Annotated in this window: 10 protein-coding genes; 8 read left to right on the top strand and 2 right to left on the bottom strand. The window is 71.7% G+C overall.

Annotated elements, in window-relative coordinates; all coding sequences use genetic code 11:
* Positions 1-82: 82 nt before the first annotated feature.
* From AC0680_RS06705 to AC0680_RS06685, 5 genes are all read left to right on the top strand, one after another.
* On the top strand, positions 83-1354 hold the full coding sequence (locus tag AC0680_RS06705; protein WP_384427788.1) for an aspartate kinase: 1272 nt from the start codon (positions 83-85) through the stop codon (positions 1352-1354).
* On the top strand, positions 1351-2466 hold the full coding sequence (locus AC0680_RS06700; RefSeq protein WP_468975470.1) for an aspartate-semialdehyde dehydrogenase: 1116 nt from the start codon (positions 1351-1353) through the stop codon (positions 2464-2466). The genes AC0680_RS06705 and AC0680_RS06700 overlap by 4 nt, the downstream gene beginning before the upstream one ends.
* 482 nt (positions 2467-2948) lie before the next feature.
* The gene (locus AC0680_RS06695) at positions 2949-3611 is read left to right on the top strand and encodes a SigE family RNA polymerase sigma factor (RefSeq protein ID WP_384427792.1); all 663 of its coding nucleotides are present in this window, start codon (positions 2949-2951) and stop codon (positions 3609-3611) included.
* The gene (locus AC0680_RS06690; RefSeq protein ID WP_478625536.1) at positions 3608-5149 is read left to right on the top strand and encodes a hypothetical protein; all 1542 of its coding nucleotides are present in this window, start codon (positions 3608-3610) and stop codon (positions 5147-5149) included. Before AC0680_RS06695 ends, AC0680_RS06690 begins: the two co-directional genes overlap by 4 nt.
* Positions 5150-5237: 88 nt before the next feature.
* Positions 5238-6032: an SURF1 family protein gene (locus AC0680_RS06685; protein WP_478625535.1), complete on the top strand. Its 795-nt coding sequence runs from the start codon at positions 5238-5240 to the stop codon at positions 6030-6032.
* Positions 6033-6183: 151 nt separating this feature from the next.
* Here the strand turns inward: AC0680_RS06685 and AC0680_RS06680 are convergent, their stop codons facing one another.
* Positions 6184-6618, bottom strand: a complete 435-nt coding sequence (locus tag AC0680_RS06680; RefSeq protein ID WP_478625534.1) for a hypothetical protein — start codon at positions 6616-6618, stop codon at positions 6184-6186.
* A 69-nt stretch (positions 6619-6687) separates the two neighbouring features.
* Between AC0680_RS06680 and AC0680_RS06675 the strand changes: the two genes are divergently transcribed.
* Entirely contained in the window at positions 6688-7614 is a 927-nt protein-coding gene (locus AC0680_RS06675) for a cation diffusion facilitator family transporter (RefSeq protein WP_478625533.1), read from the top strand.
* A 240-nt stretch (positions 7615-7854) separates the two neighbouring features.
* On the opposite strand, the gene AC0680_RS06670 is transcribed toward AC0680_RS06675, so the two are convergent.
* Positions 7855-9645 carry a S9 family peptidase gene (locus AC0680_RS06670; protein ID WP_478625736.1) on the bottom strand — a complete coding sequence of 597 codons (1791 nt, stop codon included), beginning with the start codon at positions 9643-9645 and terminating at the stop codon, positions 7855-7857.
* A gap of 183 nt (positions 9646-9828) precedes the next feature.
* On the opposite strand from AC0680_RS06670, the gene AC0680_RS06665 reads away from it, so the two are divergent.
* A complete protein-coding gene (locus AC0680_RS06665) occupies positions 9829-10662 on the top strand; it encodes a class I SAM-dependent methyltransferase (RefSeq protein WP_478625532.1) in 834 nt (277 codons plus the stop codon).
* A gap of 217 nt (positions 10663-10879) precedes the next feature.
* Positions 10880-11926, top strand: coding sequence for a hypothetical protein (locus AC0680_RS06660; protein ID WP_478625531.1), 1047 nt, complete (start codon positions 10880-10882; stop codon positions 11924-11926).
* The last annotated feature ends 94 nt before the right edge of the window (positions 11927-12020 follow it).

Here is a 12020-nt window from a genome sequence, read left to right as displayed (position 1 = left end):
TCGATAGACTGAGCCGACCGCAGTACCCCCATTTCGGGGGTCCGGGAGGAAACTCCCGAAGAGACAGTTGCGAGGAGCGCACGTGGGCCTTGTCGTGCAGAAGTACGGCGGCTCATCCGTTGCGGATGCCGAGGGCATCAAGCGCGTTGCCAAGCGAGTCGTCGAAGCCAAGAAGAACGGCCACCAGGTGGTCGTCGTGGTTTCGGCGATGGGCGACACGACGGACGAGCTGATCGATCTCGCGCAGGAAGTGTCCCCGATTCCGTCGGGGCGCGAGTTCGACATGCTGCTGACCGCCGGAGAGCGGATCTCCATGGCCCTGCTGGCGATGGCGATCAAAAACCTCGGTCACGAGGCGCAGTCCTTCACCGGTAGCCAGGCCGGTGTCATCACCGACTCCGTGCACAACAAGGCACGGATCATCGATGTCACGCCGGGCCGCATCAAGAGCTCGGTCGACGAGGGCAACATCGCCATCGTCGCCGGCTTCCAGGGCGTGTCCCAGGACAAGAAGGACATCACCACGCTGGGGCGGGGTGGCTCGGACACCACCGCCGTGGCGCTGGCGGCCGCGCTGGACGCCGAGGTCTGTGAGATCTACACGGACGTGGACGGCGTCTTCACCGCCGACCCGCGGGTCGTGAAGAAGGCCCGGAAGATCGACTGGATCTCCTTCGAGGACATGCTGGAGCTGGCCAGCTCCGGCTCCAAGGTGCTGCTGCACCGTTGCGTCGAGTACGCACGCCGTTACAACATCCCGATCCACGTCCGCTCCTCCTTCTCGGGGCTGCAGGGCACGTGGGTCAGCAACGAACCGCAAGGGGACCAGCCGATGGAGCAGGCAATCATCTCGGGCGTCGCACACGACACCTCCGAGGCGAAGGTCACGGTCGTCGGTGTCCCGGACAAGCCGGGCGAGGCCGCGCGCATCTTCCGCGCGATCGCGGACTCCGAGGTCAACATCGACATGGTCGTGCAGAACGTGTCGGCCGCCTCGACCGGCCTGACCGACATCTCCTTCACGCTGCCCAAGGCCGAGGGCCGCAAGGCTGTCGCCGCCCTGGAGAAGACCCGGGCCGCGGTCGGTTTCGAGTCGCTGCGCTACGACGACCAGATCGCCAAGATCTCGCTGGTCGGCGCCGGTATGAAGACCAACCCGGGCGTCACCGCGACGTTCTTCGAGGCGCTGTCGAACGCCGGCGTGAACATCGAGCTCATCTCGACCTCCGAGATCCGCATCTCGGTCGTCACCCGCGCCGATGACGTCAACGAGGCCGTGCGTGCCGTGCACACCGCCTTCGGTCTCGACACGGAGAGCGACGAGGCCGTGGTCTATGGCGGCACCGGACGATGATTCCGGCCGAGGCGGGCCGTCCGTCCCTCGCCGACACGGCGGGGGCGGACGCCCGTACGGCTCGCAGGCCGCATCTCGCCGTCGTCGGCGCCACCGGTGCCGTCGGCTCGGTGCTGCTCGGCATCCTTTCCGAGCGGGCCGACATCTGGGGTGAGATCCGCCTGATCGCCTCGCCCCGGTCGGCCGGCCGCAAGCTGACCGTACGGGGTGAGCAGGTCGAGGTCGTCGCGCTGAGCGAGGAGGCCTTCGACGGCATCGACGTCGCGATGTTCGACGTTCCCGACGAGGTCTCCGCGCAGTGGGCACCGGTCGCGGTGTCCAAGGGCGCGGTGGTCGTGGACAATTCGGGCGCCTTCCGGATGGATCCGGATGTGCCGCTGGTCGTCCCCGAGGTCAATGCGCATGCCGCGCGGGTGCGTCCGCGCGGCATCATCGCCAACCCCAACTGCACGACGCTGTCGATGATCGTCGCGCTGGGCGCGCTGCATGCCGAGTACGGGCTGAGCGAGCTGATCGTCTCCTCGTACCAGGCCGTCTCGGGGGCGGGGAAGGCCGGCGTCGACACGCTGCGGGCGCAGCTGTCGGCGGTGTGCGGCACGGAGCTGGGCGCGACGCCCGGTGACGTACGGCGGGCCGTCGGGGACACGCTGGGGCCGTTCCCGGCGCCGATCGCGCTGAACGTCGTGCCCTGGGCCGGCTCGCTCCAGGAGGACGGCTGGTCCTCCGAGGAGCTCAAGGTCCGCAACGAGTCCCGCAAGATCCTCGGGCTGCCGGACCTGCGGGTCACCGCGACCTGTGTACGGGTGCCGGTGCTCACGACCCACTCGCTGGCCGTGCACGCGCGGTTCGAGAACGAGGTCACGGTCGCCGGCGCGCACGAGATCCTGGCCGCCGCCCCCGGGGTCGTCCTCAGCGACGATCCGGCCGAGGGGGAGTTCCCCACCCCGTCCGACGTCGTCGGTACGGATCCGACCTGGGTCGGCCGGGTGCGGCGTTCGCTGGACGATCCGCGGGCGCTGGAGCTGTTCGTGTGCGGGGACAATCTGCGCAAGGGCGCGGCCCTGAACACGGCGCAGATCGGCGAGTTGGTGGCGGGGGAGCTGCGGGGTTAGGACGCGGACCGGGCCGGCGGGGTCGGGCCGGCGGGGGCCGGTGGAGCGCGGAGGTCCTGGTGGGGCAAGCTGGGCGTCCGTCCTCGGGGGCCGAAAGTCCCGGGATGACGGCAGTGAGTTCGGGTGACTTGGCGGGATTGGCCGTCGCGGCCCGACCGCCTGGTAGATACTTTGTTGGATGTGTGAAGATCCTGTGAGCGAATTGCTGGTCCATACGTCTTGATCTGGGCTGACGATCTGTTCGACCATTCGCTCCCCGCCGCACTGCAACCGGCAGTCGGGCGGGGAGCGTCTTTGTGGCCGCCCTCAGGGGTGGCCCGGGGTGTCCGCGGGCGGCTTGGTGAGCCCCGGGTATCAGGACAAACGCGTCAAGGTGAATGGGACATTCGGGAAGAGCTGGTACGCATGAGGGCATTTGATGCATCGTCAAAAGCGGTGCCTTGCGCGTACAACCCTTATGGGGGGAAGCGTGTCCAACAGGCGTGGCAGAGGTACTCGGATTCACGATCGCCCCAGCGGGCGCGGCAGGGGCGGCAGTGCGCCCGCAGCGGCCCCGTGTGGCCGGGGGCATGCCGGTGATCGCCCCCTGGCCCACCACGCGCCCCGCGCAGCTTCCTGCTCAGAGTGGGGACTCTGACGAGGCGATGGCAGCGGGCACCACAGTCGACCACCTCACCGAGACCTACCGCGCGCACTACCGCTCGCTGCTCGGTCTCGCCGCGCTGCTCCTCGACGACACCGCCTCCTGCGAGGACGTCGTCCAGGAGGCCTTCATCCGCGTGCACTCCGCGCGCGGACGGGTGCGCGACCCCGAGAAGACCCTGGCCTACCTCCGGCAGACCGTCGTCAACCTCTCGCGCTCCGCGCTGCGTCGCCGCATCATCGGGCTCAAGCTGCTCTCCAAGCCGATGCCCGACATGGCCAGCGCCGAGGAGGGCGCGTACGACCTGCTGGAGCGGGATCAGCTGATCAAGGCGATGCGCGGGCTGCAGCGCCGCCAGCGCGAGGTACTGGTCCTGCGCTACTTCGCCGACATGACCGAGGCGCAGGTGGCCCAGACGCTGGGCATATCACTGGGCTCGGTCAAGGCGTACGGGTCGCGCGGGATCGCGGCGCTCCGCGTCGCGATGGAGGCTCCCGCATGAGTGGCACGAGGTTCGGCCGGTACGACTCGGTGGGGGCGTGGGGGACACGTCGCCTGCGGGAGCCGGTTGGTACGCATGGGGCGTTCGGTCCGTATGCGGTGCGCGAGGCGCAGGGGCGCCAGGAAGGCGAGCCGGCCGGCGGCCGTCCGTGCGGCGGCGCGGCGCTCGGCCGGAGCATCGAGACGGGCCGGAGTGTTGAGACGGGCCGGGACGTTGAGGCGGGCCACGGAGTCGAGACGGGCCGGGGTGCTGAGACGGCTCGGCACACCGAGGCGAGCCAGGGCGCTGAGACGGGCCAGGGTGCTGAGACGGACCAGGGCGAGGCCAGCGTCTGTGACGACGCCAGGGCCTACGACGACGACACCGCCTATGACGACACCGCCTATGACGACACCGCTTACGACGACGCGGCGCACGACCGTGATGCGCAGGCCGAGGTCACCTTCGGCAGCGGTAGCGGTAGCGGCAGTGGCGGCGATGACGACGACCGGCACGGCCGCAGCCATCCCACGGGCGGTGGCTTCGGCGACGAGGACGAACTGAGGCGGCTGCTGCAGTCCCGCGTCGGCGACCTCGAACCGTCGGCGGACGCGCTGGAGCAGCTGCGCCGCGCGGTGCCCGCCCGCCGCCAGCGCCGTCGTCATCTCGTCGTCGGAGCGGCCGCCGCGCTGCTGCTCGGCGGTACGTCCATCCCCGCCATGGTCCACGTCGTGGACCTCGCGGACGGCTCCACGGACCGCTCCGCCAACACCGCGAGCAGCCAGCGCGCCCAGGGCGGCGCCGAAGGCGCACACGGCGAGGGCACCGAGCACGCCGGACCCCGGCCGACCGACGCGGTCGGCGCGAAGCCCGGTGGGCACGCGCCCGAGGGCAAGGGCAAGGCCGCCGAGAAGAACGGCGCGGGCCATGGCGCCGGGGCCGGTACCCCCGCCCCGGACGCGACCATGGACGTCACCTCGCCGGTCTGCTCCCGCGACCAGCTCGGCCAGGGCACCGGCACGGTCCTGCCGGCGGACTCCGCGGGCCGCGTCTACGGCTCGTTCCGTGTGGTCAACACCTCCGCCACGGCCTGCTCCGTCGAGGGCGGTGGCGCCGTCGGCGTCGTCGCCCAGGGCTCCACGAACCCGGACCGCATCCACGTCGTCGACCACACCTCGGGTGACGAGGCCACCGGCCTGCCCGACCCGGCCATCACCCCCGACCAGCTGGTCCTCAAGCCGGGTGAGGCCTACGAGGTCAAGTTCGCCTGGATCCCCGAGTCCGGTGGCGGCCCCACCGGATGCACCACCCCGGGGCCCTCACCGACCCCCGACGCCTCCCAGCAGCCGGACCAGTCCCCGGACTCCGGGGCCGCCCCGGCCGGTGACGGCAGCGGTCAGGCGGGTGGCGACGACGGGACCGGCGGTGGCGGAACCGCGGCCGGAGGGGTCGTTCTCAGCCATACGCCGGAGGCCGGGGAGCCCGCCGCGACCGAGGCGAAGATCGCGGACGCGTGCGCCGGGACGGTCTACCGCACCGAGGCGCTGGCGACCCAGTAGCGGCCGACGGCCCGGGCCCGCGCGGGCGGGTGCGGGCCGTGGAGGGGGCGGTGCGGCCCCGCCGTACAGGCCCCGTACCGTTGGTGGTGTGTACCGGTTCCTGCTGACCCCGCGGTGGTGGGGGATCAACGTCTTCGCCGTACTGGCGATTCCCTTCTGCATCTTCATGGGCAGCTGGCAGCTGAGCCGCTTCGAGGACCGGGTCGACTCCCACCAGCAGCAGGAGGACCGCTCCGCCCGGGCCAAGGCCGCGGCGGCCCGTCCCCTCGCCGGCCTGCTGCCCGTCGATCAGGTCACCTCCGGCCGTCAGGCCAGCGCGCGCGGGCACTACGACCCCGGTCACCAACTGCTCGTACCCGGCCGGACCCTGAAGGGCGAACACGGCGACCGGCAGGGCTTCTACGTCCTCAACCTCCTGCGTACGGACAGCGGCAAGGCCCTGCCCGTCGTGCGGGGCTGGCTGCCCGGTGACGCCGGCGCCAAGGCCGATACGGCGAAGGTTCCCGCGCCGCCCAAGGGCGAGGTGACGGTCACCGGGGCGCTGCAGGCCTCCGAGAACCAGGGCACCGACGGCGTCCAGGCCGGCGGCGGGCTGCCGCGGGGGCAGCTCGGCATGATCAGCGCGGCGTCGCTGGTCAACATCGTTCCGTACGAGGTCTACGACGGCTGGATCACGCTCACCGACGTCCAGGCCCCGCTGCGTGCCGTCCCCCCGGCCGCCGCCGAGGGCAGCGGCCTGGACCTCAAGGCCTTCCAGAACCTCGGCTACACCGGCGAGTGGTTTGTCTTCGCCGGCTTCGTCGTCTTCATGTGGTTCCGCCTCTTCCGCCGCGAATCCGAAGCGGCGAGGGACGCAGCACTGGGGATCTTGCCGGAGGGGTGAGGGCGGGAGGATGAGGGGTGGGGGTGAGAGGGGGTGGGGGCCTGGGGGGCTTTCCCCCCCGCCCTCCCCCCCCGGGGGCCCTCCCCCCACCTTCCCCACCCCACCCCCACCTTCCCCACCCCACCCCCACCTGCAACGGCTTTGCACCTGGTCAGCGGGCGTATGACCGTTGTAGCCGCAATCGAGTCGGCGTGCCACGGTAGGCCGTATGGCAGGCAACCACTCTCGCTCGCACGGCCATGACCACCCGCACATCGCCGACCACGGTCACGACCAGGCACCCGCCGACCGCCATACGCCCACTGACCCGCATGCCGCCCACCAGGCTCACGGCCCCGGTCAGGCACCCCCTCACGGTCACGCTGCCCACGACGCCCACCATCACGGCCACGTCGGCGACCACAGCCCTGCCGACCGGCACGCTCACGCCGACCGCCACGATCACACCGATCGCCACGCTCAGGCCGATCACCATGGTCACGCTGCCCCCGGTGCTCATGTCGGCCCCGACGGCGGGAACGTCACCCCGCACGACCACCACGACCACCACGACCACCACGACCACCACGACCACCACGACCACCACGGCGCCGGGCGGTGGGCGCGGCTACGGCACCAGCTCGTCCACCTGGTCACCCCGCACAGCCATCAGGCCATGGACAAGGTCGACACGGCGATGGAGACCTCCCGCGAGGGCATGCGCACCCTCTGGCTTTCGCTCGGAATCCTCGGTCTGACCTGCGTGTTCCAGGCCGTGATCGTTGCGCTGTCCGGGTCGGTGGCACTGCTCGGCGACACGATTCACAACGGTGCCGACGCCCTTACCGCCGTCCCGCTGGGCATCGCGTTCGTCCTGGGCCGCCGCGCCGCGAACCGCCGCTACACCTACGGCTACGGCCGTGCCGAAGATCTCGCCGGTATCGCCATCGTGCTGACCATCGCCGCTTCCTCCCTCCTGGCCGGCTATGAAGCCGTCGACCGCTTGCTGCACCCTCGTGAGGTCACGCACCTGTGGGCGGTTGCGCTGGCGGCCCTGGTCGGATGCGTCGGCAACGAGTGGGTGGCCCGATACCGCATCCGCACCGGCCGCAGGATCGGCTCCGCCGCCCTCGTCGCCGACGGCCTGCACGCCCGCACCGACGGCTTCACCTCCCTGGCCGTCCTCCTCGGCGCCGGTGGTGCCGCCCTGGGCTGGCGTCTGGCCGACCCCCTCATCGGTCTGCTGATCACCGCCGCCATCCTCCTGGTCCTGCGTGACGCGGCCCGCGAGGTCTACCGGCGGCTGATGGACTCCGTCGACCCCCGTTTCATCGACACCGCCGAGACCGCCCTGCGTACCGTGGACGGTGTCCGCGACGTCGGGCAGGTCCGTATGCGCTGGATAGGCCACACCCTGCGTGCCGAGGCCGACATCGTCGTCGACTCCGCCCTGACCGTGGTGCAGGCCCACGCCCTCGCCGTCGCGGCCGAACACGCCCTCATCCACGCCGTCCCCCGCCTCACCGCCGCGACCGTCCACACCGACCACACCACCGAAGGCACCGACCCCCACGCCGCCCTCGCCCATCACACCGCCCGCTGAGCAAGGGCCGGCCCTGAGCGAGGGGCGGCCCCCGGCCCAGGGTTGGCCTGGGGGCGAAGGCCGCACGGCAGCCGGGGTGGTCACCTCACCGAGGGCTGGGTCCGTGTGGTTGTCGCGTTCGGTGGGGTCGGCGCGGCCAGCGCGGCTGGAGTGGCCGGGGTGGCCCGTAGTCCGGTGGGACGGTGGTGGTGGGACGGTGGGGCAGAAGTGGACGAGTGCCTGCCCCACCCGCTGTCGCCGTCAGCTCTCCCGCTTCTTGTCGATGACGTACCGCTGGGCGAATTCCAGCTCCAGTCGGACCTGCTTGATGCGCTCTTCCACGACGAGGGAGCCATGGCCGGCGTCGTAGCGGTAGACCTCGTGCGGGTGGCCGCGCCGCTCCAGTCGCTCGACGTAGTTCTCCACCTGCCGGATCGGGCAGCGGGGGTCGTTGACGCCCGCGGAGATATAGACGGGTGCCCGCACCGCGTCCACGTACGTCAGCGGAGACGACGCCTCGAAACGCTCGGGGACCTCCTCGGGGGTGCCGCCCAGCAGCGTCCGGTCCATCGCCTTGAGGGCTTCCATCTCGTCGTTGTAGGCCGTGACATAGTCCGCCACCGGGACCGCCGCCAGGCCCACGGCCCAGGCGTCCGGCTGGGTGCCCAGTCCCAGCAGCGTGAGGTAGCCGCCCCAGGAGCCGCCTGCCAGCACCAGCCGCTCCGGGTCCGCCAGCCCGGACGAGACCGCCCACTCGCGCACCGCGGCGATGTCCTCGAGCTCGATCAGGCCGACGCGGTGCTTGAGCGCGTCCGTCCAGGCGCGGCCGTACCCGGTCGAGCCGCGGTAGTTGACGCGTACGACCGCGAAGCCGTGGTCCACCCAGGCCGCCGGGGACGAGGCGAAGGCATCGCTGTCGTGCCAGGTCGGGCCGCCGTGTATGTCGAACACGGTCGGGAAGGGACCCTCGCCCGCCGGCTGCTGCACCAGCGCATGGATACGGCCTCCGGGGCCCTCCACCCAGACGTCGCGCACCGGCACCGACCCCGGTGCCTTCATTCCGGGCGGGTCCAGCACGACCCTGCCGCTCGTCGAGCGCACCTCCGGAGGCTGCGCGGCCGACGACCACAGGAACTCGACCGTGCCGTCCGGCCTTGCCGTCGCGCCCGAGACCGTGCCGGCCGGGGTCTCCACCCGGGTCAGCCCCTGGGCGCCCGCACCGGACAGTTCGTAGCGCCACAGCTCGCTGCGCGCCTGGTACTCGTGCTCCACCAGCAGTGCCGAGCCGTCCGGATACCAGTCGGCGCCCACATCTCCGGGCAGATCGATGGCCAGGGCCGTCTCCTCACCGGTCAGCGGATCCCAGACCATGGGCTCCCAGCGGCCCCGCCGCTGGTGCCCGACCAGCAGTCTGGAGTCACCGTCGACGGGCGCGAAGCCCATCACCGACAGGCCCAGCTCCTCGGTCCCGCCGTTGGTGTCGTCCAGCTCGGCGACCACGGAGCCGTCGGGCCGCACGACGCGGATCGCGGAGTGCATCGCGTCGCCGTGCTCGGTGTGCTCGATGGCGATCAGCGAGCCGTCGTGCGAGAGGTCGCCGACGCCCGCCGACTCCCGATGGCGGTAGATCTCCACCGGAGGCCGCCCCGGCCGTACGACATGGACCGTCGAGCCGTCCTCGTCCGTGGAGCAGCCGACGACCGCCGTCCCGTCGCGGCCGATCGCCAGGCCGCCGGGGTACGAGGGGGTCAGGCCCGGGGTGGCCGGTTCGTCCGGGCCGCCGCCGAACGGCTGGCGCATCCAGACGCCGAACTCGTCCCCGTCGGTGTCCGAGAACCACCAGATCCACTCGCCGTCCGGCGACAGCGTGCCGTCCGTCGTGCCGTTCGGCCGGTCCGTGGCCTGGCGCTGCCCGCCCGTCGCCCGGTCCCAGGCGTACAGCTCGAAGGTGCCGGTGGCGTTCGAGACGAACAGGGAGCGGTCCGGGGCGTCCTCGGCCCAGTCCGGCAGCCCGATCCGCGGTGCGCGGAAGCGCTTCTCCCAGTCGGGCATCTCCGTGCCCGCTATCGGCCCGGCCGGGCCCGTCTCGGGGGAGCGGTCGGCTGCGGCCGCCGGGGCGATCGGGTCGATGGAGGGGTCGGGACCTGCGGTCGTCTCGTCAGTCATGGGCCCATTCTGCGCCCGGCGCTCGAATTGCGTTGGCGAGGGCCGCAAGGCTGTGGATAACTTCGTCGTATGCAAGGACATAGCGGCCCCGACGACTGGCGGGAGGCCAATCGCGCCAGGTGGGACGAGCGCGTGGCCATCCACACCGCGAGCGATTATTACGACCAGGACGGTTTCCGGCGGGCCCGGGACGTCATCCGCGACTTCGAGGTCGCCGAGGTCGGCGACGTCACCGGCCGGTCCCTGCTCCACCTCCAGTGCCACTTCGGACAGGACACCCTCTCCTGGGCCCACCGCGGCGCCGCCCGCGTCGTCGGCCTGGACTTCTCCGAGCAGGCCGTCGAAACGGCCCGTGAGCTGGCCGCCGAACTCGGCTACGCGCCGGACCGCGCGGCGTTCGTCGCGGCCGACGTCTACGACGCCGCCGAAGCCGCCCCCGACCCCGCGTACGACATCGTCTACACCGGCATCGGTGCCCTGAACTGGCTCCCTGACCTGGAACGCTGGGCCGACACCGCCGCCTCCCTCGTCGCCCCGGGCGGGTTCCTCTACCTCGCCGAGTTCCACCCGCTGTGCGACGTGCTGGACGACGAGAGCGGGTCGCGCATCATCCACGACTACTTCAGCCGGGACGCCTGGGTCGACGAAATCCCGGGTACCTACACGGACTTCGACGCGCCGACGGTCAACAACCGCAGCGTCGAATGGCAGCATCCGCTCGGCGAGGTCGTCTCCGCCCTCGCCGGCGCCGGTCTGCGCATCGACTTTCTGCACGAGCACGACATGACGATGTTCCAGCGCTTCACGGCCCTGCGCCGCGCCGACGACGGCTACTACCGCTTCCCCGGGGACCGCCCCCGCATCCCCCTCATGTACTCGCTGAAGGCGAGCCGTCCGCGCTGAGGGGCGGTCCGTGCCCGGGCGAGCCGTCCCGGTGAGGGCGGATCGGACGCCCCGAGGGCGGGCCCGGGGCCGCCGCCGTCCCCCTGCCCCGCGGCGGCTAATCTGACTGCCCGGCCGGGCCGGACGGGGTCGCGGCCGACGGCCGTGTGGCGAGGCGCCAGACGGCACAGATCAACGGGGGTTTGCCGTGCGGAAGCCGATACGTATCGCTGGGGCCGTGGGTGTCAGCGCGCTCATGCTGCTGGCCGCGGGGTGCTCCGGCGCGGCCGGTACGGCCAAGAAGCCGGGGGCGTCGGAATCCGTCACGCCCGCCAGGCCGCTGCCGATGAAGGCCACACCGCGCCGGGCCACCTGGACCGACTCCGACGACAAGGCGCATCCGCTGCGGCTGACCCCCACCCGGCTCGCCCGCGGCTCGGACTCCGACCTCTCGCACATCCGGCTGGACGACGACCTCAAGGGGATGGTGCCGTACTACCTCACCTTCTCCTACACCAACACGGCCAAGAGCACGCTGAGCCAGGTGGATCCGTCGCGGAACTTCTCCGTCAACGGGGCGAACGGCGAGGCCGCCCAGCGGGTCTCGCTGTTCCGGTCCAACCCGTTGGCGACCGGTTCCGGACTGCCGCCCGAGTGCCGCGAGGGCGGCGCCGCCGAACTGGCCGCCGGTGCCACGTCGGCGATCTGCCAGATCTTCATGCTGCCCAAGGGACAGCCGCCGGCGACCGTCTCCTACAAGGACGGCGGCGGCGACACCCTCATCTGGCCGGTCGGCGGTGCCGAGGGCGGCTCCAAGGGAGTGCTGGCCCCGGACGTGCCCGCCGACGGCATCACGGAGGACAGTCGCAACCGCCCGGTCTCGCTGCGCATCACCCCCAAGGGCGTGCGCACCGGCTCCCTCGCCGACCTCAGCCGCTTCGACCTGGACGCGGACCAGAAGAAGATGGTGCCGTACTACGTGACGATGCAGTACCGCAACAGCGGCAAGTACGACCTGCTGCCGAGCATGAGCCAGGGGATCGCGCTGCGGACCGCCGGCGGGCAGACCGTGAAGAGGATGCTGCTGATCGACATCGGCGGGCCCGGGGTCGGCAAGTGCCCCGAAGCCGTGCCGAACGACATGGTCAAGCCGAACGGTGTGGTCACCGAGTGCTCGATCCACCTGCTGCCGAAGGGCGACGCCCCGGCCGCCGTCGTCTTCACCGGTGAGGGGCAGGGCGCGCAGCCGGTCACCTGGCGGGCGCAGGTGGACGGCGGACGGTGACCGCCGCCGGGGGGGGGGGGGGCGGCCCCCCCCCCCCCCCCCCTCCTCGGCTGCCCCAGACGCCGCGGCCGTGGCGCCCATCGCTCGTTTTCCG

Source organism: Streptomyces sp. NPDC043738, from assembly GCF_056436545.1.
Note: the sequence above shows the minus strand (reverse complement) of the source record. Positions and strands in the feature narration are given on the sequence as shown.

Excerpts from the sequence above, each read along its gene's own strand:
- AC0680_RS06700 (WP_468975470.1), top strand. The coding sequence starts at position 1,351 with ATGATTCCGGCCGAGGCGGGCCGTCCGTCCCTCGCCGACACGGCGGGG.
- AC0680_RS06690 (WP_478625536.1), top strand. The coding sequence starts at position 3,608 with ATGAGTGGCACGAGGTTCGGCCGGTACGACTCGGTGGGGGCGTGGGGG.
- AC0680_RS06675 (WP_478625533.1), top strand. The coding sequence starts at position 6,688 with ATGGACAAGGTCGACACGGCGATGGAGACCTCCCGCGAGGGCATGCGC.
- AC0680_RS06670 (WP_478625736.1), bottom strand. The coding sequence starts at position 9,645 with ATGCCCGACTGGGAGAAGCGCTTCCGCGCACCGCGGATCGGGCTGCCG.
- AC0680_RS06665 (WP_478625532.1), top strand. The coding sequence starts at position 9,829 with ATGCAAGGACATAGCGGCCCCGACGACTGGCGGGAGGCCAATCGCGCC.